A 21,599-nucleotide genomic window follows, 5' to 3' on the forward strand; every position below is an offset into this window, starting at 1 on the left:
CCGGTTGTGGAGGACGATCGGTGCGCCATGATGGGCGGGTGACCCCCCGCTCCCCCGCGCCCTCGGCGTTCGCCGTGTGCTTCGTCTGCACCGGCAACATCTGCCGGTCGCCGATGGCGGAGGTGGTGCTGCGCTCCCTCGCTGAGCGGGCCGGGCTGGGATCCGTGATCGAGATCACCTCCTCCGGCACGGGCGAGTGGCACCTCGGCGAGCACGCCGATCGCCGCGCGCTGGACGCGCTGGAGCGCCGCGGGCTCGACGGCGCACCGCACCGCGCCCGTCTGTTCGACCCCTCGCGCTTCGACGAGTTCGACCTCGTCGTCGCCCTCGATCACGGTCACGAGCGGGCGCTGCGCTCGTGGGCGCGCACCGACGTCGACCGGCAGAAGATCCGGCGCCTGCTCGCCTTCGAACCCTCCCTCTCCCCGCAGGGGGACGTCCCGGACCCCTACTATTCCGATGCGGCGGCGTTCGACTCGGTGCTCGCGCTCATCGAGCGCGCATGCCGGGCGCTCTTCGCCCAGATCGAACCGGGACTGCGCGGCAACCGCACGGTCCGCACCGATTCCCCCGACGCGCGCTCCAGCGCCGATGCCGTCCCCGCGGGGGATCCCCGAGAACCGGAAGGCACCACCGCATGACCTCGCTCCCTCCCCAGCCGCTCAGCCCGCTCGACGGCCGCTACAGCGCCGCCGTCTCCCCGCTCGGCGAGCACCTGTCGGAGGCCGGGCTGAACCGCGCCCGCGTGCACGTCGAGGTCGAGTGGCTGATCGCCCTCACCGATCGCCGCGTCTTCGGGTCCGCGCCGATCGAGCCCGCCGCCGCGGAGGAGCTGCGCCGCCGCGCCCGCGACTTCGGCCAGGCCGAGATCGACGAGCTCGCCGCCCTCGAGGCCGTCACCCGCCATGACGTGAAGGCCGTCGAGTACCTCGTCCGCCGCTGGGTCGCCGACCTCGGTCTCGACCGCGTCGCCGAACTCACCCACTTCGCCGCTACCAGCGAGGACATCAACAACCTCTCCTACGCCCTCGTGGTCCGCGAGGCCGTCGGCGAGATCTGGCTGCCCAAGCTGCGCTCGGTCGTCGCCTCCCTCCGCGAGCTCGCCGTCCGCTACCGCGGCGAGTCGATGCTCAGCCGCACCCACGGCCAGCCCGCGACGCCCACCACCATGGGCAAGGAGTTCGCCGTCTACGCCTTCCGCCTCGAGCGGGTCGTCGCGCAGATCGAGGCGACCGAGTACCTCGGCAAGTTCAGCGGCGCGACCGGCACCTTCGCCGCGCACCTCGCCGCCGATCCGGACGTCGACTGGGCAGGCCTCGCGGCGGAGTTCGTCGACTCCCTCGGCCTCGTCTTCAACCCGCTGACCACCCAGATCGAGTCGCACGACTGGCAGGCGGAGCTCTACGGCAGGGCCGCGCACGCGAACCGCATCCTGCACAACATCTGCACCGACGTCTGGACCTACATCTCGCTCGGCTACTTCCGGCAGATCCCGCAGGCCGGAGCCACGGGATCGTCGACCATGCCGCACAAGATCAACCCGATCCGGTTCGAGAACGCCGAGGCGAACCTCGAGCTCTCCAGCGCCCTGCTCGACTCGCTCGGGCAGACCCTGGTGACCTCGCGGCTGCAGCGCGACCTCACCGACTCGACGACCCAGCGCAACATCGGCGTCGCCTTCGGCCACTCCCTGCTCGCGCTCGACAACATCGCGCGCGGTCTGCTCGAGATCGACCTCGACCCGCGCGCCCTCGCAGCCGACCTCGACAGCAACTGGGAGGTGCTCGCCGAGGCGATCCAAACCGTCATCCGCGCCGAGGTGGTCGCCGGCCGCTCCTCCATCACCGACCCGTACGCGCTGCTCAAGGACCTCACCCGCGGCAAGCGCCTCGGCGCCGAGGACCTCGCCGTCTTCGTCGACGGCCTCGACATCGGCGACGCGGCGAAGGCGCGCCTGCTCGCGCTGACGCCCGCCGGCTACACGGGGCTCGCCTCGGAGCTGGTCGACCGCCTGCCCTGAGCCGCGCGCCGGATGTCGGAGGTCGTGCCTACGGTCGGCAGATGACCTCCTGCGCACTCGACGGCTGCGCGTCGGCTGCCGAGCCGGGCGCACCGCTCGCGCTCTGCGCGGCGCACCTCGGGCTCGCGCACGACTGGGTCGCCCGGGAGGACGGGGTCGTCGACGCCCTGCCGACTCCGTGCCTCGTCTGCGGCTCGCGGCTGGGCGTCCGGCTGCCGTCCGGCTGGCTCTGCGCCGCCTGCGAGTGGCGGCTCGGCGACGCGCCCGACGGCGAGCTGCCGCCCCCGCGGGTCGACGTCGTCTACTACATCCGCTTCGGCGAGCGGATCAAGATCGGCACGAGCAGCAACCCCCGCCAGCGGCTGCACCGGCTGCGGCACGAGGAGCTGCTCGCCTTCGAGCGGGGCGGCCGGCCGCTCGAGCAGCACCGGCACGCCCAGTTCGCCGCCGAGCGCCTGGAGCGGACGGAGTGGTTCGCCCGCAGCGCCGCGCTCGACCGCCACATCGAGATCCTGCGCGCCGGCGAGCCGGACCCGTGGGCACTGCTCCGCCGCTGGCAGAGCGAGGCCCTGGCCCTGCGCGGCTGACCCCGGGCCTGGGAGCCGCCGCGCGATCAGCGCAGCCAGGCGTCGACGAGCAGCGGCCCGCGGATCTCGCGCAGCTGATCGAGCAGCCGATCGACGAGCCCCGACGACACCCCCGACGCCGTGAGGTCGTGCGGACCGAGCGGCGCGAGCCGCCCCGTGCGCACCCGCACCACCTCCCAGCCGACCGACCGCAGTGCACGGTCCTTCCGCCGGTCCGCCTCCTCCCGTCGGCCGACGTGCTCGAGCCCGTGGCGCCCGGTCGAGTCGTACTCGATCGCCACCCGCAGATCGCCCAGCACGATGTCCGGCCAGGCCTCCACGTGCTCGAAGAACGGCCGGCTCAGCCGCACCGCCGTCAGTCCCGACTCGAACTCCAGCCGCTCCGCCAGCAGCGCCCGCAGCCGCGCCTCGACGGCCGACGCCGGCGGAGGCGCGCACACGCTCGCGAACGCCTCCCCCGGCCGCAGCGCGGGCGTCTTCGTGCAGATCCGCGGGGGCCGCGCCCGCGGCCGGCCCGCCGCCCGAGTCGCCGGAGCGGACCTGGCCGAAGCCGACACGGGCGGAGCGGACACGGGCGGCGCCGGCTCCACTGGGGCGAGCTCGGGCGGGCCCTCGGCAGCCCGATCGATCGCGGGGATCGTCGCGGGCCGGGGCGTCCGCGGCTTCGCGAGTGCCGCGCAGTCCGGGCACCAGGAGGAGCGCCGCCGCTCGCGGCCGGGCCGGTGCCGCTGCTCCTCCGGCGTGGCGACGAAGACGTGCCCCGCGTCGCACAGCCAGCAGAGGAACACGTCGGCCGCCGGCGGGATCTGGCTGAGCACGATGCCGCCGTTGTACTCGGGCCGGTACTGCCGCACGAGCACCGGGTAGGACGTCCACGCCTCGCGGTAGGTCCCCACCGGGTACGGCACCTCGACCCCGCGCGAGAACCGCCGCCTGTCCCACCACCGCCCGATCGCCTCCGCCACCCCGGCACGCTAACCCCGACCACCGACGCCCCGGACTCGCCCACCGCGGACTCGGCCGCCACGGCCGTTCTCGGTCCCGACGGCGGCGGCGTTCGCGCGGCTCCGACGCGTGAGCAGGGCGGCACCGAGACCGAGGACGAGGGCCGCCAGGCCGCCTCCGATCCACGGGACGGTGTCGCTGCCGGTGTCCGCCAGGAACGGGCTCGCCGCGGGGACGGGACCGGGTGCGACGACGGTCGTCTCGCCCGGCGCGCCGCACTCCCCGCGGTGGAGGACCTTCCCGTCCTTCGTGGCGAGCGTCTCGACCCAGGAGTAGGTGCCGGGCTGGGTGAAGCGGGTCTCGCCGGACCAGGAGGAGGCGTTCTCGTTCCGACCGGGCGTCGTGGCGACGGGACTGCCCGAGCCGTCGTAGACGCGGTTGGAGGCCGTGCACGCGGCCGGGTCGCCGCTCGTCCTGAACGCCTCGAAGGTGAGGACGGCGCCGACCGGGACGTAGCCGTCGACGATCGCCTCGTCCTTCGCCGCGTCACCCAGCCGCACCGCCGGGACGGCCCTCGTGTGCACGTCGGGCGTGTGCACCGTCGTCGTCTCGCCGGCCGCCCCGCACTCGCCCCGGACGAGGATCTTCCCGTCGTAGGAGTGCAGCTCCTCCACCCAGTTCACGGGACCCGCCGCGGTGAGGACGATCGCGGGCGAGGTGTAGGTGCCGGCCTTCTCGACGACGACCGGTCGGTCGGTCGTGTCTCCGGCGAGCGTCGACGCGTCGCAGAGAGGGTGCCCGCGCTCCGCCGAGGGGCCGGTGCTGGGCGCGGCCCGGTAGGCCCGCCAGACGAGGTACGCGCCCTTCGGGGTGCTCCCGGTGACGATCGCGTCGTCCGTCGCGCTGTCCGAGAGCGCGATGTCCGCCTGCGCCTTCGACGTCACACCGGGCACGGTCACCGTCGTCGTCTCCCCCGGGGCTCCGCACTCTCCGCGGTGGACGACCCTCCCGTCCTTCGTCGAGAGGGTCTCGACCCAGTAGTAGCTGCCCGGCTCGGTGAAGCGGATCTCGCTGGACCAGTACGACGTCTTCTCGTTCCGCCCGGCAGCGACCGCGACCGGGGACGAGGAGCCGTCGTAGACACGCGCGTCGGCGGTGCAGGCGGCCCTGTCGCCGGTCTGCCGGTACGCCTCGAAGGTGATCACCGCGCCCTCCGGAACCTCGCCGTCGACGATCGCCTCGTCCTTCGCGGTGTCCGAGAGCGGTGCGTCGGGGGTCGCGGCGGTGTGCACCTCGGGAGTCGTGACCGTCACGACCTCGCCCTTCGTGTTCCACGTGTCCGCCCAGCCCGTGTTGAACAGCGTCTCCGCCGTCGACCACACCCAGACGATGTGACCGGCGCTGCCCACCGGCGCCGTCGCGGCCTCCGAGGAGTAGGTGCCGGGCCCGGTGACGACGATGCTCGACGTCGTCAGGACCGTGGCGCTCTCGGGCCTGGTCGCGGGGACCTCGCCCGTGCCGGCCAGCCAGTACGCCGTCCCGGTGAAGGTGACGGGAACGCTCCGGCCGTCCTTCTTCAGCCACGACCCGGTGTCCTTCACGACGAGGGTGTCGGTGGACGTGCCGGCGACGGGGATCTCCGCGTCCTCCACCAGGGTCGCCGCGGCGACGGTCGACGGTGACACGTGGGTCTCGGGGACGAGACCGAACCGGTCCGACCATGCGTAGCCGTCGGGGAGGAAGGGCTTCACGCGCTCGGGCTGCGACGCCTCATCGACTCGCCAGACCCACGTGTAGAACCCGGCCGAGGGGACGGTGACCCCCGGCGACGTCGTCGTCCCCGGTCCGGCCGCGGTCAGCTCGACGCTCCCGACGGCGGGTGCCCCTGCCGGGACCGCCTCGGACGGCGCCGGCTGCTGCTCGAACGGACCGTAGAGCGTGCCCCGGTAGACCACCGGCACCGGGGAGCCGTCGCCGAGCTCGCGCCACTCCCCCGACCCGGCCGCGACACCTGCGGTCACCGTGTCGGTCGCCTGCGACCCGGCCGCCACGCGCTGCGTGGAGACCTGCGTCGACCCGATCGGGCTGAACAGATTCGGGATCGGGCTCGACACCGCCGTGGCCGCGGCGATCGTGAAGGAGTCGTCGATCTTCTGACCCTTCGACGCCGTCCACTGCTCGGAGGTGACACCCGGCGCCCAGGTGGTGATGTTCCCCACGTAGCCGGATGCGCCCTGCACCCGGATCTCGTCGGAGCGCGCCTCGACGGCGAACGTCGCGTCGGTGTTCGGGACGACGCGGATCCTCCGCGACTCCCCGCCCTTCATCGTCGACTCCCCGGACCCGGTGTCGTCGAACACCGCATGGGTCAGATGCACCGTCCCCGGCTGGTCGGCGGGGTCGGTCCGGAAGGTGACCTTCCCGCTGCCGCTGCCCGCGTCGACGTCCAGCTGCAGCGACGCCGACCCGGACGTCCGCCCCGGTCGCACCGCCGTCACTCCCGCCGCCTCCGCCCGGTACTGCTTCAGCAGCCCGATCACGGCGTCGTGGTTCCCTCCCGCGCGAGCACCGTAGTAGGCGTCGCCCGACATGCCGTGGCTGTTGTAGAACGCGTTGTCGGCGACGTCCCAGACGTAGAGGGCGACAGCGGCCGCGGTGTTCGCGTCCTCCGTGTTCCCGTGCACGTCCATGACGTAGCTCAGCCTCGCGAGCTGATCCGGCGAGAGGGAGTTCCAGTCGCTGTTGAGTGAGGAGCCGGTCGTCGCGCTGTACGGGATCGATCGCTCGATCTGCACGCAGTACGCCAGCGTGCCGTCCGGATGGCGGAAGGCGCCCAGGAACCCGTCGCCCAGGTCGAAGCCCGCGCCGTGCGTGGCCGCGGAGGCGGAGAGCGGCGCGAGGAACGACGACGTCACCCCCAGCGACGTGCCCGCGCCTCCGACCAGTCCCACCGCCAGCAGGCCGGCCGCCAGCCGTCGCCCCACCGGCGCCCTGCCCCGGTGGGCCGTGGTCCGCGACAGCGCGGGCCACCTCCGGGTACGGGGCGCAGGCGCGCCGCTCCGGGAGGGCTTCTCGGCCCGTCGCACTCGATTCATGCCGTTCTCTCCTCTGCGTCAGTCGAGGCGCGCGCCTGTCGACGCGCCTGCCTCGCGCGACCGCCGGATGCGTCGCGCACCGACACGCGCAAGGCCTGCCGGCGATCACGAGGGTAACCACGAATCGGAATGATGATTCCGCTGGCGCGAATCATCGCACGCTCGGGCGGTGTGGCAATACGCGCCTGTGCGACCGCGCCACCGTGCCGTGCGGAAGGATGAGGCCATGCCGCCGTCCCTGTCGTCTCCGAGCAGCCCAGCGACCCCGGAGGAGGCCGACCTGGCCGTCCGGGTGATCGGCAGCGAGATCAACAGGGGGATCCTGCGCTCGCTCTCCCGGGCGGCGCGTCCCGAGCTGGGGCTCCTCTTCGGCGAGCTGGTGGAGGCGATCGGTCCGGAGCTGTCCACGGGACGCGCCACGACGACGAGCCTCTACCGGCACCTCATCGAGCTGGAGGACGCCGGAGTGGTCCTGGGCAACCTCCCGCGCGAGCAGCGCCGCGGTCGCTCGGTCCAGTACCGCATCGTCGCGTCGCGCCTCGAGGAGATCTACGCGCGCAGCCTGGCCTACGCGCTCGGAGAGCCCGCCCGCGACGACGTCTCCGCCTAGACGCCCCTTTCACGGCCGCGGGTCTCGATACGCCCCTGCGGGGCTACTCGACCAGCAAGACAGGTCGCCACTCGACCAGCGGAAGAGGCCGCCATCCGTCCAGCAGGGGAAAGCGCCACCTCGCGAAGGCGTAAAGAAGCGAGCACGCGACAGTAGGGCTCGACCGCAGGTGCGAGCGCACCGCGGAATCGCGTGCCAAGCGATTCCGCGCAGCGAACGCAGGACGCTCTGCGATACCCGGCCCCCTCAGAGAGCCGACCGCGGGGAGGAGCGACGCAGTCGCACCGACCTAGTGAGCACCGTCCTGCTCGTCGAGGTCGGCGATCTCGGCCTCGTCGGGCTTGAAGGTGAGCGAGAACATCGCGATGGCGACGAGGACGACGATGAAGGCGACGCCGAAGCCGATCAGGGCGACGACGACCTCGCGGGTCGAGAGCAGGACGACGAGGCCGACGAACGCGGCCATCACGGCGGAGAGGCCGATCAGCTCGAGCGGGCGGAGGCGGTCCTTGCGGGTGGGGCGGAAGGTGCGGGGGGCGAAGTCGTCGTCGGACGGCGAGGGCTCGGGGTGCGCGGCGGGGTCGGGGGCGGTCATCGGTCTCCTCCGGTGGCAGGGGTGGAGGGTGCGGCGGCATCGGCACCGGCGGACCACTTGAGCGAGAACGCGGCGATCGCGAGGAAGACGGCGAGCATCACGGCGTAGGCGCCGAGGAGTCCGACCGAGACGACGGGGTGCGGCGGGAGGAGGGCGAAGACGGCGCCGAGCAGCGCGGTGCCGATGCCGACGATCACCGCGTCGCGGGCGGCGAGCCCGGTGCCGCGGCGGCCGCTGGAGAACTCGAGCGATCCGGAGACGAGCGCCCAGCCGGCGATCAGCGCGATGAAGGGCAGCAGCGCCACGACCGGCAGGGCGACGAGGGCGAGGACGCCGGCGGCGAGGGTGACCCCCGCGGAGGCGAGGGCGAGGGTGCGGCCGCGTCCCTCGAGGGCGCGCAGGCCGATGACGAGGGCGACCGCCCCGCTGAGGATCGCGAAGCCCGCGAAGACGGCGAAGCCGAACGCGGGCCCGTGGTCGGGCGAGAAGGTGATGACGATCCCCGCGACGGCCGCGACGGCGGCGCGCGCGAGGTGCAGGGTCCACAGGCCACTGGCCCTGTCGGCGGTGTCGGCTTCGGCCACGGTCGAGCCTCTCTGGGTGGTGCGGGCGGGTCGGGGTTCGCGCGAGCGCGGGGACCGAGCGGCGTCGCCGGGTCCGTCGATGCGGTTCCCCGCACGATCCGGAGGTCGCGCCGACGGATCGGCCGCCTCCGCGGACCCTGATGATTTTACGCTCCCCCGGGCGATCCCGGCGCCGGTGAGGGCTCCGGTGCCGGGATGCTCGGCCACCGTGCAGGCAGGCACTCGGGCCGGCGGCTCCGGTCGGACCGCACTCGCTCCTCGCGCGCCGTGTTTCCGCCGGGTTAAAAGACCGCGCCGATCCTCGCCGACTCGTGGCGCACAGGAGGCGCTCGCTATCGTGGGTCCCACCGTGCGCCTCACCCCCGGCGCGACGAAACCCCAGGCCAGGACGTCCACCCCCGTCGTCCGGCCCGCCGCACACCCCTGGAGTTGATGCCTTGAACGGACTGGATCTCGCGATCCTCGCGCAGCGAGCACGCGATCTGGCCTTCAGCAAGCTGGTCGCCGGCGGTTTCCACCGCTTCGGCAAGGGTTCCCGCATCTGCCTGCCCTTCCGGATCGGTCCCGGTCAGGGCAAGCGGATCTCGATCGGCGAGAACGTGCTGATCAGCGCGAACTGCATGCTGCTCGTCCCCTCCGACGACGCGCCGACCCCCGCTCTCGTGATCGGGGACCGCGTCCGCATCAACTCGACCGCGATCACCGCCGTGCTCAGCGTGGTGATCGAGGACGGCGTCGACATCGCGCGCGGCGTCTACATCTCCGACCACTCCCACGGCTTCGAGGATCGGACGGCCTACATCCGGGACCAGCCTCTCGAGAAGGTCGCACCGGTGCGCATCGGCGCCGGTGCCTGGATCGGCGAGAACGCCGTGATCATGCCCGGTGTCACCATCGGGCGCGGTGCGGTCATCGGCGCGAACGCGGTCGTCCGCCAGGACGTCCCGGACTACTCGGTGGCGGCCGGCGTGCCCGCCCGCATCCTGAGGACGTTCGCATGAGCGGCCCGGCGGCCCAGCGCGACGTGATCTTCACGTTCTCCTACGAGACCTACACCGACGCGGCCAAGCGCGGCATGATGCGCCCGCCCGATCGGATCCTGAACACGCTCGTCCAGAGCCCGGAGGTCGGCAAGCTCCTCGTCGGCAACCCGTACCGGTTCCTCCCGACCGCCCTGGCGCGGCGGGCACTCGGGCGGGAGGTCGCCTTCCCCGCCGAGCCCACGAGGGTCCTGCACTCCCCGCTGCGGGCGCGACGCTCCGACCCGATCGGCGTCGACGAGATCGCCGAGGAGTACCGCGCCTACGACCGCGATCTCGCTCGGGTCGCCGACGAGATGGAGCTCGTGCGGCCGGTCGTGATCACCACCCATCCGCTCGTCGCCGGCTTCTCGCCCTTCGAATGGGCCGAGCACGTGATGTTCTTCGCCCGCGACGACTGGACGACCTCTACCCGCTGGAAGAGCCACTGGCCCGCGTTCCAGGAGGCCTACCGCCGCGTCGCCTCGAGCGGCCGCTCCGTCACCGCCGTCTCGCAGGAGATCATCGACCGGATCGCCCCGACCGGCCCGCACGCCGTCGTCCCCAACGGCGTGACGCCGGAGGAGTGGGCCGGCCCCGTCCCCGAGTCCCCGGAGTGGCTGAGCCGGATCCCCGGCCCGCGCGCCCTGCACGTCGGCACGCTCGACGACCGGCTCGACGTCGAGGGCATCGTCGCGGTCGCGACCGCGCACCCCGAGCTGCAGATCGTGCTGATGGGCCCGCAGCCCGACCCGGGCTATCTCGCCCCACTCGCCCCGTTCGGGAACGTGCACCTGCACCACTCCGTCGGCCGCCGCGAGCTGGTGGCGACGATGCGCAACGTCGAGCTCTGCCTCCTCGCGCACCGCCGCACTGCGCTGACCGAGGCGATGAGCCCGCTCAAGCTCTACGAGTACGTGGCGAGCGGCTGCCCGGTGATCTCGGTCGACCTCCCTCCCATCCACGGGATCAGCGACCGGATCCGCATCGTCCCGACGATGGCGGAGTTCGCCGCGGTCGTCGACGACGCTCTCGCCGACGGCAGGGCCACCGAGGAGGAGCGCCTGGGCTGGATCCACGCCAACTCCTGGGCGGCCCGGCACGAGACCGTGCTCGACATCCTGTTCGACCGCGGCGGCGCCCGGTCCCGCCCGGGCTCGCCCGCCTTCGTCGCCGACTGAGCGACCCGACCCGAATGCCCCCCGGAGTGGGGGCCGAGTAGCCAAGTCCGGGGCGCCTCACTATCGTGGGGATGCCCCCGCGGCCGCCCCCGAGAGCGTGGGCTCGCGCCCTCCCCCGCCTCTGCACCACCGCCTCAGTCAGCATCCGCCGGACGCCGAGCCTCTTCGCTCGCCCGGTCGGAGAAGGGTCTCCATGTCTCAGTTCCTGTTCGTCTGCTCCGGCGGAGGGCACCTCAAGCAGCTGTTCACGCTGTCCTCCCGCTTCGGGATCGACCCCGCCGACCAGCACTGGGTCACCTTCGACAACGGCCTCAGCCGCTCCCTCCTCGCCGACCGGAAGGTCACCTTCAGCCGCTTCGCCGCCCCGCGCGACGCCCTCCCCATCGCGCAGAACGCCGTGCTCGCGCACCGCCTGCTCGCGAAGGGCGACTACTCCGGCGTGTTCAGCACGGGCTCGAGCCCCGCCGTCTCCTTCATGCCGGAGGCGTCGCTGCGCGGCATCGACTGCCACTACATCGAGAGCGCCGCCCGCGCCGACGGACCCTCGATCACGGGCCGCATCATGTCGCGCCTGCCCGGCGTCAACACCTACTCGCAGTACCCGGTGTGGGCGGACGAGCGCTGGAGCTTCGGCGGCTCGATCTTCGACGCCTACACGACCGGTCCGGACAGGCCCGTCACGGCGATCCGCCGCGCGGTGCTCTCCGTCGGCACGCAGGACCTCTACCCCTTCGACCGGCTGATCGCCGCGGCCGCACCGCTGCTCGAGGGCGCGGAGGTGCTCTGGCAGACCGGCCTCGCCGACGTCTCGTCATACGGCATCCAGGGCCACGTCAGCGTGCCGCACCACGACCTGCAGCAGGCTGCGGAGGAGGCGGACGTCGTCATCGCGCACGCGGGCACGGGCGCCGCCATCACCGCCATCGAGGCGGGCAAGGTCCCGATCCTGGTCCCGCGCCTCGTCGCGCGCGGCGAGCACATCGACGACCACCAGATCCAGATCGCCCGCGAGCTCGACCAGCGCGGCCTCGCGATCGCGGCGAGCCCCGAGGAGCTGACTCCGGAGCTGCTGCTGCTCGCCGCGAGCCGCACGGCCGGTCGCGCGACCGACGTGCCGCCGTTCCGCTTCAGCCCGTCGCGCGCGCGCTCGAAGCGCCGCAGCGGCGTCGCCGCGCCGTGGCGCCAGGAGCGCGGCGACTCGCGCGCCGGCGCCGTCTGAGCCCGCCGCCCCTGCTCGTCCCGGGCCGTCCGTCGGCCACCTCCGGCACGCAGAACGTGGTCCGGCACGCCGGAACGGCCTGATCCCGCGAGCCGGACGCCGTTCTCCGAGCCGAACGGGCCCGCCACCACCTCCGGCACGCGGAAACCCGCCCGGCACGCCAGAACGAGCTGATTCCACGAGCCGGACCCGACTTCACGAGCCGGACGTCCCCGCCCACCACCTCCGGCACGCGAAAACCCGCGCGGGCACGCCAGAACGCGCTGATTCCACGAGCCCGACCCGCCTTCACGAGCCGGACGTCCTCGCCCACCACCTCCGGCACGCGAAAGAATTCCCGGCACGCTGGAAAGGCCCGATCCCGCGAGCCCAACCCGATTCCACGAGCCGGACGTCCCCGCCCACCACCTCCAGCACGCAAAAACCCACCCGGCACGCCAGAACGCGCTGATTCCACGAGCCCGACGCGATTCCACGAGCCGAACCTCCCCGCCCACCACCTCCAGCACGCGAAAACCCACCCGGCACGCCAGAACGCGCTGATTCCACGAGCCCGACGCGACTTCACGAGCCGAACCTCCCCGCCCACCACCTCCGGCACGCGAAAGAATCCCCGGCACGCTGGAAAGGCCCGATCCCACGAGCCCAACCCGATTCCACGAGCCGAACGCCCCCGCCACCACCTCCGGCACGCGAAAACACGCCCGGCACGCCAGAACGAGCCGATTCCGCGAGCCCGACCCGATTCCGCGAGCCCGAGCTGATTCCGCGAGCCCGACGCGATTCCACGAGCCGAAGATGCCGCCGGAGCAGCGCCGCCGCGTCCGCGGGCGCGCTCGCGCTCGACCCCGGAGACGGAGAAGGGCGGGCGAGCACCAGCTCCCCCGCCCTTCCGCGTGCGGCCTCGGCCGCCCCGCTCCGCGCCTCAGGCGGCGTTCGCCAGCAGCGCCGTCCAGGCGATGTCCGCGAGCTTCGCCTGGCCGGCGAGCGACGGGTGGAAGTGGTCCACGTCCGAGATGTCGTCGGAGGTGACGTCGAAGTCGTGCAGGGCGCCCTGGTCGTAGACGCAGTGGGCGGTCGCGCCGCAGACGTCGGCGAGGACGTCGTTGTAGGCGTCGATCGTCGTCGACACGTTGTCGCGGCGGGCCTGCGCGTCCGCGTCGTCCGACGTGGGCTGGTAGAGCAGCGAGTTGCAGTTGGAGCTGCCGGCCCAGCGCGAGACGGCTTCGGCGTCGCCGCGCTCGGTCTCGAAGAAGTCGAGCAGGTTCGGCACGGAGGAGACGAAGATCGTCGCCTCCGGAGCGCCGGTCGAGAGCGTGGAGAGAGCCGTCGTCACATTGGCGCGGAACGCGTCCGGCGTGGTGATGTCGGCGCTGTTCTTGCGGCAGACGTCGTTCGCGCCGATCAGGACGGTGACGAGGTCCGGGGCGGCCGCGACGGCCTTCTCGGCCTGGCCCGGCAGCTCGGCCGAGGTCGCGCCCTTCGAGGCGACGTTCTCGATCTCGGGCACGGCGCCGACCGACTCGCCGGCGCGGCGGGCGACGGAGTCGACCGTCTCGTCCTCGCCGGTGGTCCAGGACGCGCTCGGGCAGGGCTTGTTCTGCCCGCACGCGGCGACGCCGACCGAGATCGAGTCGCCCAGTGCGGCGATCGAGCCGGCCGCGAACGGCAGCTCGCCCGAGGCGGCGGGCTCGGTCGTCTCGGCCGGAGCCGGGGCGGAGGTGCAGCCGGCCAGCAGCGCGGCGGCGACCGCCACGGCGGCGAGGACGCCTGCGCGACGGGAGCGGGTGGTGCGGGTCGTGCGGGTCATGCAGCGCCTCCCTCGGCGGCCGGGGTGGTCTGCGAAGCGGGCGCCGCGGGCGTCGCCGGCCCCTTGGGCTTCCGCACCTGCTTCACGAACGCGAGGATCTGGTTCATGTCGCGGCGGTAGGCCGGGATCGCCATCGCGAGCGCCAGCGGCACGAGCGAGGCGAGGCCGCCGACGAGCAGGTGGATGATCGCGGGCAGGTCGGTGTAGGCACCGACGGCCCAGGCCGCGCCGAACATGAACGGCACGACGAGCGCGGGGCGCAGCACGGGCACGATCACGTCGGAGCCGCGCACGAAGGTGCCGCGGATCGCGAGCCAGAAGCCGGGCACGAGCAGAATCAGCGTGGTGAGGCCGTAGAGCAGCGCGAGGCCCTCGACGCCGTTCCACCACAGGCCCACGAAGAAGGAGCCGATCACGATCGGGCGGGTGACCACGTAGTAGACCAGCTGGCGGTGCACGCGGCCGAGCGAGATGTAGATCCAGCCCTGCACGTTGCCGATGCCCTGCGCGATGCCGGCGATGGACAGCAGCGAGAGGATCGTCGCGGACGTGGCCCACTGCGGTCCGAGCAGGAGCTCGACCAGCGGCCCGGCCAGCGCCGCGAGGACGCCGAACGTGGGAAGGGTCAGGTAGCCGATGACGAGCAGCGCGCCGCGGACGTAGCGGCGGTAGCGATCGCCCTGGTCCTGCAGCGACGACAGCACGGGCAGCGCGACACGGCCGAGCGGGCCGTTCAGCTGCTGCAGCGGCAGCAGGAAGAGCGAGTAGGCGCGCGTGTACTGGCCGAGGACTCCCGTGCCGAGCTGCGCGCCGATCAGCACGTTGTCGACGTTGCGCGCGAAGTAGTTGAGCAGCTGGACGCCGAAGATGCTGCCGCCGGTGGTGACCAGCGGGATGACCTCGCGCGAGATCTGCGGGCGGCCGAAGGTCGGCCGGGCCGCGACCCAGAGCGCGATGAACCGGTAGATCAGCGCGCCGCCCTGCAGCACGACGAGCGACCAGACGCCCCAGCCGAGGAAGGCGGCGATGATCGAGCCGACGACGCCGACGAGCATCGAGATCACGTCGATCTGCGCCATCAGGCCGAACTTCATCTCCTTCTGCACGCGCGCCTGGAGCGGCATGCAGAGGCTGTTGATGAAGAGCGTCGGGGCGACGGCGAGCGTCAGGACGACCAGCGCCTGCTCGTTGTAGATGCCGGCGATGAGCCAGGCGGAGGCGCCGATCACGATCGTGCCGACGATGCCGAGGGCGACCGACAGCCAGAGCACCGAGCGCCAGACGGTCTCGCTCATCTTCTTGGCCTGGATGATCGCGCCGGTGAGGCCGAAGTCGCGGACCAGGTCGGCCACGCCGACGATCGCCGTGACGGCCGCGAGCAGACCGAAGTCGCTCGGCGAGAGCAGCCGCGCCAGCACGACCGTGGAGGCCAGCTGGATCACGGTCTTGCCCCACAGGCCGCCGAGGGTCTGAACGACGCCGCGGCTCGCCTTGTGGCCGAGATCGGAGCCGGGACGGGCCGGCGGCAGGTTCGGTCCGTCGCCGACCGTCGGCGATTGCGCGATCGCGTCGGTCGCGAGCGTCTCGGTGGTGTGCGCGGTGTCGTCGATCGCCGCCTCGATCTGGGCGTCGCTCGCCGTGGCGCCGTGGCGGGCGGACGAGCCGCCCGCGGGGGTCGACCCCGTCACGCGCGCGTCGTCTCGTCGCGGTTCCATTCGGGTACGCCTCCTCGAGCGATGATCGACCGCGCCTCGAGGCGGGGTCGCAGATAGCCGTAGCAGTAGATCGGGAAGGCCGCCCAGAGGGACGGCCGGCGGAGGACCCGCTTCAGCAGCGAGAGCGGCCCGCCGCCCGCCTCGTGGCGGTCGGGCACGAGGCCGGAGGCCGCGAGCTGCGCGTTGCCGATCGCGATGCGGACCGTGCGCTTGATCTGGTTGCGCATCCGCCGCGGGGCCCTCACGGAGAAGGACCGGCCGGGCAGCGTCAGCCGCTCCTCGGGGGCGAAGAGCTGCTGCACGAAGCGGTCGTCGGCGATGATCTCGGGGAACGCGCCGAAGCGGGCGCGCCCCTCGGCCGAGAGGCCGTAGATCCCGGAGCCGACGAGGCCGGGCGTCCGGTAGTCGGACAGCTCCCAGATCGCGTAGTGCGCCCGGACCGGCCAGGACGCCCCGCTCGTGTCGACGCGGAACTCCGGCGCGGCGGCGAGCGGGCCGCCGGGGCGGGCCAGCTCGTCGCCGAGCGCCAGGAGCGTCTCCGCCGACACCGACACGTCGGCGTCCACGTAGATCCTGGGGAGGACGGTGGCGAGCTCGTCGGCCGCGTTGAGACCGGCGATCTTGGACGGCCGCGGCGTCTCCGCCACGAGGATCCGCGGGTCGACGGCGCGAGCAACCGCGGCCGTGTCATCGGTGCAGCCGTTGGCCCCGACCACGATCTCGAGCCGGCCCTCCGGGTCCCCGGCCACGAGGGCGCCCAGGAGCCGGGCGATCACCGCCCCCTCGTCGTGCGCGGGGATGACGACGCTGACGCGTGCGCTCACGACTCGATCGGAGCCGGCTTGCGGACGACGTGAGCGCCGACGTGCGAGCCGATCGCGGGCGCCCCGCCCGGGAGGTGGGATCCCCCGCGGGTGAAGGCGGAGACGTGCCCCGCCTCCTCCGGCGACAGGCGCCGGCGAGTCGACTTCCGCGGTGCCTCCGTGATCGTCCAGGCGCCTACGGCCAGGAAGACCCAGAAGAGCATGAAGGCCTGGAAGAAACCGAAGGCGTCGTAGAAGTACGCGGCGACCGTGTAGCCGAGCAGCAGGATCGCGATCGCGAACGCGAGGGCGCCGTACTGCTCCGTCGTCGTGCTCTTGAACGAGTAGCGCAGCAGCATGACGATCGGCACCAGGAACAGCACGGCGAGGCCGATGATCCCCACGGCGCCGGCGTCGAGCAGCGTGCCCAGCCACTGGTTGTCCAGGATGAACGAGTTCTTGCCGTCGCCGACGACGATGCGGCTGCCGACTCCCGTGCCGAAGAACGGGTGCTCGCGCACGATCGCCATCGCCGGTTCGAGGTCGGCCAGGCGGCCCGCGCCGGCCATGCCCGCGGAGGTGTACTGCGAGGCGATGAGCGCGTCGGGGTCGAGGAACGAGCCGATCATGTCCGTGAGGATCTTCGGGATGAAGACGAAGCCGAGGCCGAGCACTGGGAACAGGGCGAGCAGCAGATAGCCGCCGACCTTCGGGCGCAGGATCAGCGTCAGGAGGAACATCACGCCGAGGGTCACGATCGCGGTGCGCGACACCGCGGTGACGACGCCGAGCAGCAGCGCGAGGACCGCGCCGGAGTAGACGATGCGGCGGTTGATCTCGTTGAACGGCCAGCGGGCGTACTTCGAGAGGTAGAGCGCGATCGGGATCATCATGCTGAACATGACGGCCAGGGCGATCGGGTGCTGCGACGAGCCGAACGAGCGGTAGCCGCCGGCGCGGTAGGCCTCCTGCTCGACGCCGAGGCGCTCGAGCGGCAGGAACTTGTCGAGCATCGTGAAGACGTTCTGCTGCGTCGCGCGCTCGACGACCGCGAAGAAGGCGACGACGACGGCCGACAGCACCAGGAAGGTGAGGAAGGCCTCGATCAGCTTCTCGTTGCGCATCACGAGCCGGGCCACGAAGAACACCGACAGCATCAGCAGATCGTTGATGATCGCGCCGAGGACCCCGCTGCCCAGAGCGCCCTCCGAGATGAACTGCACGTTCGCCGCGATCGAGAGCAGGCTCGAGGCCACCCAGATGGCCAGCGGCCAGCCGAACGCGGCCGGGCGCCAGACGAAGGTCGGGTCGATCATCAGGGCGACGATCGCCGCGACGACCATCAGCACGATCGCGAGCCGGTAGGGCTCGAGCGCGAAGCCGAGCGGGATCGGCAGGGCGTAGTACCGCACCGGGATGAACATGATCACGGTGAGCAGGACGACGAATCCGCCGGTCCAGCTGAAGACGAGCTTGCGGGTCAGGTAGAGGAACGAGATCCCGAAGAGGACCGCCCCCGCGTAGAGCGGGTTGAGGAAGTAGACGGCGGCCACGGCCACCGCCGCGAGCAGGATCGTCGCCAGGGCCGCGCGGACCGTGAAGGTCCTGCGGACGAGGATCTCACCGGCGTACGGGTCGTCGTTCCCGGGGACCCCGAGCGGGGTCCCCTTCAGAGTCTGCGTGCTCATCTGCGATCGCCGCCTCAGGTGGCGCTGCGCTTCCCGGAGGAGGCCAGCTCACCCGACCCGGCGGTGTTCTCGGGGGCGGTGCCGATCGCGGCGGGGCGCTGGCCGTTCTCGGACGCGGTGCCGGTCAGGGCCGGGCCGCGGCGGAAGGACTCACCGCGGCGCTGGTTGCTGCGGTTCGCGGTGACGCGCTCCCGCGAGATGCGGATGTTGTAGAGCACGAACGCGAGGGCGATGAAGGCGAGGAAGACGCCGAGACCGGTGATCGCGATCGGGATGATCGGGTTCGACCCCTCCTGCTCGACGGCCGCACCCTGGTCGGTGACCTGGAGGGTGACGCGGAGCTCGGGGGCGACGCCCTGGGCGTCCTGCTGGGCGCCGACGTAGGTCTGGAAGACCGTGGACGCGGTCTGCGAGATCAGGACGGCGCGATCCGGGTCCGTCGACTCGCCGACGATCGAGAGGATCGGGAGGCTGAAGCGGCCCGGGTTCTGCTCGCTGCCGGCGGGCTGCGTCGTGCGGCGGACGGCACTGAGCGACTCGGTGTCCGTGAAGCCGCCGATGGCGGCCTCGACCTGCGCGCGGATCTCGGAGCCGCTGACGAGGTAGGCGTAGATGACCGCCGTGTTGGTCAGGTCGTTCTGCTGCGCCTCCGAGGTCCCCTCGGTGATGGCCTGGCCGGGCTCGACGGCCTGGTACGGGTTGCGCGCGCCACCGCCGAGCAGGAGCGTGGTGTCGGAGCGGTAGGCGGCCTCGGCGCGCGAGACGATCTCACCGTCCTTGACGGTGTAGCCGGCGACCATGGCGGCCAGGACGGCGACCACGAGGCCGACCGCGAGGAGCCATTTGTAGCTCCAGAGCACTCGAAGGTAGAGGGGGACGGACATCTCGGTCTCGACTTCCAGACGGCGAGGTGTGAGGACCTCGGGGCGACGCGCCGCGTGCTCGGAGGTTGCACTGCTGCTGCAATCGTTGGAGCAACGCCTCCGTCCATCACGGCGGTGATGGCGGAACGGGGTTTGCGGCTGTCGAGGTGTCGACGGAGCCAAGTGCGAAGGGCGGATTGAGTGGTGGTGGTGCGCCGAGTGGTAGTTCTGCGCTGTGCTCGCACCGGTCTTCGGGCATGCCTCGAAGGGGCCGGAACGAGCACGACACCGGGACCCCGCGAGTGCGGTGCCCCGACACACTCATTGTGACCATAACCCACGGCATGCGGATGCCGGAAGTATTGCGTCTGTGTTAAGTCTGCGGGATCGACGACCCGCCGAGCCGGGAGTGGACTTGCTTTCCTCTCAGGTCACCCACGATGGTGGCTAGTGTTCATTCCTGAGCGCGCCGCCCTCACGACAGGAGACGCATGGATGAAGAGCACCAGTGCTCCACCACTGCCGCAGCCCCACCCGACCACGACGACAGCACCGACCGAGACTCCGACGTCCGTCCTGTGACGACCGTCCCGTCCGCCGTGCCCGCAGGCGGCTCCGACGACGCGCCGCTGTCGGTGCTCTACTCCTTCCCGCACGGCATCGGCTCTCCCGGCATCGGCTGGACGGCGCTGCACCAGGTGCGCGCACTCGTCGCCGCCGGCCACCGCGTCACGGTCGTCGCCGCATCGGTGACCGAGTCGCTCGGCCCGGTCGCCCGCGTCGCCACGACCCTGACACTCGGCGGTGTGCGCCTGCCGCACCGCCTCTTCGGCCGCTCGAGCTCGATCGCCCACCACGACCGGGTCGCCGCACGGATCCTCGCCGAGGGCGACTACGACATCGTGCACGGCTGGCCGTGGGGCTCCGCCCGCACCTTCGACGAGGCCGCCCGCCAGGGCGTCCCCTCGGTGCGCGAGGCCCCCAACACGCACACGGCGCACGCCTTCGAGGTCGTCGCCGAGGAGTACGAGCGCCTGGGCATCACGCCGCCCGTCGGCTCCCCGCACACCTACAACGCGGTGCGCCTGCGCCGCGAGGAGCGCGAGTGGGCCGCAGCGACCGCGATCCTGGTCCCCTCGGCGTCCGTCGAGAGCACCTTCCTCGAGAAGGGCTTCTCGCCGCGGAAGCTGCTCCGCCACCGCTACGGCGCCCTGGTCGACACCACCCGCACCGTCGATCCCGACCCGCGGGACGCTCCCGACCACGTCTTCACCGCCGTCTTCGTCGGCCGGATCGAGCCGCGCAAGGGGCTGCTCTACGCCCTGCAGGCCTGGCAGGCCTCGAAGGCCGCCACGACCGGCCGCTTCCTGGTCTACGGCGACTTCACGCCCGGCTACCGCGAGCGACTCGCCGGACTGCTCGAGCAGCCGAGCGTCGAGCTCCGCGGCTTCACCGACGACGTCGCCGAGGTGTTCGCGAACGCCGACGTGATGGTCCTGCCGACCATCGAGGAGGGCAGCGCTCTGGTCACGTCGGAGGCGCAGGCCGCCGGCTGCGTGCCGCTGGTCTCCTCCGCCGCCGGGGCGAATCTCGAGGACGGCGTGCAGGGGCTCGTGCACGAGCCGCGCGACGTCGAGACGCTCACCGCGCACCTCGACCTGGTCTTCTCGGACCGCGCGCTGCTCGCGCGCCTGCGCCGCGCCGCCCTCGACAACCGCGAGAACCTGACCTGGGAGCGCGCGAGCATCGACCTCGTCGCTGCCTACCGCGCCGCGATCGCCCTCGTGCAGGACGACGCGGCGGGGACCGACTCCGCCACCGCCACCGCCACCGCCCGTCGAGCGGGCCAGCCGAGGAACGACCAGCCGTGAACGCCCCCGTCCCCAGTCCTGCAGCGCTCCGCCTCCGCGACGTCTCGATCATCCTCTGCACCCGGGAGCGGCCCGACATGCTGCGCGGCGCGCTCGCGGCGATCGCGGCCGGCACCGACCCCGAGGTCGAGGTGATCGTCGTCGACTCCGCCTCGACCGACTCCCGCACCCGCGAGGTCGCGCTCCAGGCGGGCACGCGCTACGTGCGCACCGACACCAAGGGCCTCTCGATCGCGCGGAATCTCGGGCTCGACTCGAGCGATCGGCCGATCGTGGTCTACACGGACGACGACTGCTCGCCGACGCCCGGCTGGATCGAGGCGCTGCTCCGCGCCTTCGAGGACGAGCAGATCACCGTGGCGACCGGCCGGATGCTCGACCACGAGCTCGTCGCCACCGACGTGCCGCCGACCGAGCGCATCGTCTACCGCTCGGCCGTGCGCGGCCTCGACGCCGGCCACGGCGCCGTGATGGCGTTCCGCCGCGACGTCCTGCAGACCCTCGGCGGCTTCGACGACACCCTGGGCGCCGGCCGCTACCTCGCCGGCGCCGAGGACCTCGACATCTTCTGCCGCGCTCTCGCGGCGGGCGGCACCGCCGTCTTCGTGCCCGACAGCGTCGTGCTGCACGTCAACACCCGCAATCCCGTCGCGTACCGACGCCTGATGCGCGGCTACGGCCTCGGCCTCGGCGCACTGGTGGGCAAGTGGTGGCGCCTCTCGCCGAAGGTCGGCGCCCGGCTGACGGCGACCCTCGCGGTGCGCAGCGGCCGCCGGCTGGCGCGCTCGGCGAAGAACCGCGGCCGCGGGGCGCGCGACGAGCTGGCGATGGTCGAGGGCATCCTGCGCGGCTACCTGCGCTCGCGCCACCTCCGCCTCTCCGGCTCGACCTTCGTCGACGAGCACCCGCCGACCCCCATCCGGCTGCCCGCCGTCCCGCGGCCCGCCGACTCCCCGAGCTGACCGCTCCCCTCCGCCGCCTCCGACCAGGGAGC

The 21,599-nt window shown here is 72.5% G+C and carries 18 protein-coding genes; 9 read left to right on the forward strand and 9 right to left on the reverse strand.

The window, feature by feature from the left end; translation table 11 throughout:
• Window positions 1-38: 38 nt before the first annotated feature.
• Genes GSU72_RS21705 through GSU72_RS17275 form a run of 3 tightly spaced genes read left to right on the forward strand, consistent with a single transcriptional unit; the run spans window position 39 to window position 2,607 of the window.
• Entirely contained in the window at window positions 39-641 is a 603-nt protein-coding gene (locus tag GSU72_RS21705) for a low molecular weight protein-tyrosine-phosphatase (protein WP_279631694.1), read from the forward strand.
• Entirely contained in the window at window positions 638-2,020 is a 1,383-nt protein-coding gene (gene purB / locus GSU72_RS17270) for an adenylosuccinate lyase (RefSeq protein ID WP_159986140.1), read from the forward strand. Before GSU72_RS21705 ends, purB begins: the two co-directional genes overlap by 4 nt.
• Window positions 2,021-2,061: 41 nt before the next feature.
• Complete coding sequence (locus GSU72_RS17275) at window positions 2,062-2,607, forward strand: GIY-YIG nuclease family protein (RefSeq protein ID WP_159986141.1); 546 nt, start codon at window positions 2,062-2,064, stop codon at window positions 2,605-2,607.
• 26 nt (window positions 2,608-2,633) lie between these two features.
• On the opposite strand, the gene GSU72_RS17280 is transcribed toward GSU72_RS17275, so the two are convergent.
• Both GSU72_RS17280 and GSU72_RS17285 read right to left on the reverse strand, forming a co-directional pair.
• Complete coding sequence (locus GSU72_RS17280) at window positions 2,634-3,572, reverse strand: hypothetical protein (protein WP_167306114.1); 939 nt, start codon at window positions 3,570-3,572, stop codon at window positions 2,634-2,636.
• A gap of 9 nt (window positions 3,573-3,581) precedes the next feature.
• Complete coding sequence (locus tag GSU72_RS17285) at window positions 3,582-6,536, reverse strand: hypothetical protein (RefSeq protein ID WP_159986142.1); 2,955 nt, start codon at window positions 6,534-6,536, stop codon at window positions 3,582-3,584.
• A gap of 337 nt (window positions 6,537-6,873) precedes the next feature.
• On the opposite strand from GSU72_RS17285, the gene GSU72_RS17290 reads away from it, so the two are divergent.
• Window positions 6,874-7,257, forward strand: a complete 384-nt coding sequence (locus GSU72_RS17290) for a hypothetical protein (protein WP_159986143.1) — start codon at window positions 6,874-6,876, stop codon at window positions 7,255-7,257.
• Window positions 7,258-7,546: 289 nt separating this feature from the next.
• On the opposite strand, the gene GSU72_RS21710 is transcribed toward GSU72_RS17290, so the two are convergent.
• Together GSU72_RS21710 and GSU72_RS17300 are read right to left on the reverse strand one after the other, a co-directional pair.
• Entirely contained in the window at window positions 7,547-7,852 is a 306-nt protein-coding gene (locus tag GSU72_RS21710; protein WP_244255869.1) for a hypothetical protein, read from the reverse strand.
• On the reverse strand, window positions 7,849-8,436 hold the full coding sequence (locus tag GSU72_RS17300; RefSeq protein ID WP_159986144.1) for a DUF308 domain-containing protein: 588 nt from the start codon (window positions 8,434-8,436) through the stop codon (window positions 7,849-7,851). The genes GSU72_RS21710 and GSU72_RS17300 overlap by 4 nt, the downstream gene beginning before the upstream one ends.
• A 437-nt stretch (window positions 8,437-8,873) precedes the next feature.
• Here GSU72_RS17300 and GSU72_RS21865 point away from each other — a divergent pair, with 437 nt between their 5' ends.
• The 3 genes from GSU72_RS21865 (at window position 8,874) to GSU72_RS17315 (ending at window position 11,855) form a co-directional block, all read left to right on the forward strand.
• On the forward strand, window positions 8,874-9,437 hold the full coding sequence (locus tag GSU72_RS21865; protein ID WP_159986145.1) for an acyltransferase: 564 nt from the start codon (window positions 8,874-8,876) through the stop codon (window positions 9,435-9,437).
• Window positions 9,434-10,636 carry a hypothetical protein gene (locus tag GSU72_RS17310; protein WP_159986146.1) on the forward strand — a complete coding sequence of 401 codons (1,203 nt, stop codon included), beginning with the start codon at window positions 9,434-9,436 and terminating at the stop codon, window positions 10,634-10,636. The genes GSU72_RS21865 and GSU72_RS17310 overlap by 4 nt, the downstream gene beginning before the upstream one ends.
• Window positions 10,637-10,829: 193 nt before the next feature.
• A complete protein-coding gene (locus GSU72_RS17315) occupies window positions 10,830-11,855 on the forward strand; it encodes a glycosyltransferase (protein WP_159986147.1) in 1,026 nt (341 codons plus the stop codon).
• A 925-nt stretch (window positions 11,856-12,780) separates the two neighbouring features.
• Here GSU72_RS17315 and GSU72_RS17320 read toward each other — a convergent pair.
• The 5 genes from GSU72_RS17320 to GSU72_RS17340 are packed head-to-tail and all read right to left on the reverse strand — an operon-like array spanning window position 12,781 to window position 18,755.
• Entirely contained in the window at window positions 12,781-13,665 is an 885-nt protein-coding gene (locus tag GSU72_RS17320) for a GDSL-type esterase/lipase family protein (protein ID WP_159986148.1), read from the reverse strand.
• Window positions 13,662-15,380: a lipopolysaccharide biosynthesis protein gene (locus GSU72_RS17325; RefSeq protein WP_208545092.1), complete on the reverse strand. Its 1,719-nt coding sequence runs from the start codon at window positions 15,378-15,380 to the stop codon at window positions 13,662-13,664. Before GSU72_RS17325 ends, GSU72_RS17320 begins: the two co-directional genes overlap by 4 nt.
• Window positions 15,350-16,204 (reverse strand): glycosyltransferase, encoded by an 855-nt coding sequence (locus GSU72_RS17330; protein ID WP_159986150.1) that lies wholly within the window; start codon window positions 16,202-16,204, stop codon window positions 15,350-15,352. The genes GSU72_RS17325 and GSU72_RS17330 overlap by 31 nt, the downstream gene beginning before the upstream one ends.
• A complete protein-coding gene (locus GSU72_RS17335; protein ID WP_159986151.1) occupies window positions 16,201-17,871 on the reverse strand; it encodes an O-antigen ligase family protein in 1,671 nt (556 codons plus the stop codon). The genes GSU72_RS17330 and GSU72_RS17335 overlap by 4 nt, the downstream gene beginning before the upstream one ends.
• Window positions 17,872-17,885: 14 nt before the next feature.
• Window positions 17,886-18,755, reverse strand: coding sequence for a hypothetical protein (locus GSU72_RS17340; protein ID WP_159986152.1), 870 nt, complete (start codon window positions 18,753-18,755; stop codon window positions 17,886-17,888).
• Between the two features lie 470 nt (window positions 18,756-19,225).
• Between GSU72_RS17340 and GSU72_RS17345 the strand changes: the two genes are divergently transcribed.
• Window positions 19,226-20,605: a glycosyltransferase family 4 protein gene (locus tag GSU72_RS17345; RefSeq protein WP_159986153.1), complete on the forward strand. Its 1,380-nt coding sequence runs from the start codon at window positions 19,226-19,228 to the stop codon at window positions 20,603-20,605.
• Window positions 20,602-21,567: a glycosyltransferase family A protein gene (locus tag GSU72_RS17350; protein WP_159986154.1), complete on the forward strand. Its 966-nt coding sequence runs from the start codon at window positions 20,602-20,604 to the stop codon at window positions 21,565-21,567. The genes GSU72_RS17345 and GSU72_RS17350 overlap by 4 nt, the downstream gene beginning before the upstream one ends.
• The last annotated feature ends 32 nt before the right edge of the window (window positions 21,568-21,599 follow it).

Origin of the sequence: Rathayibacter sp. VKM Ac-2760, assembly GCF_009834185.1 — a bacterium.
Taxonomy (GTDB): Bacteria; Actinomycetota; Actinomycetes; order Actinomycetales; family Microbacteriaceae; genus Rathayibacter.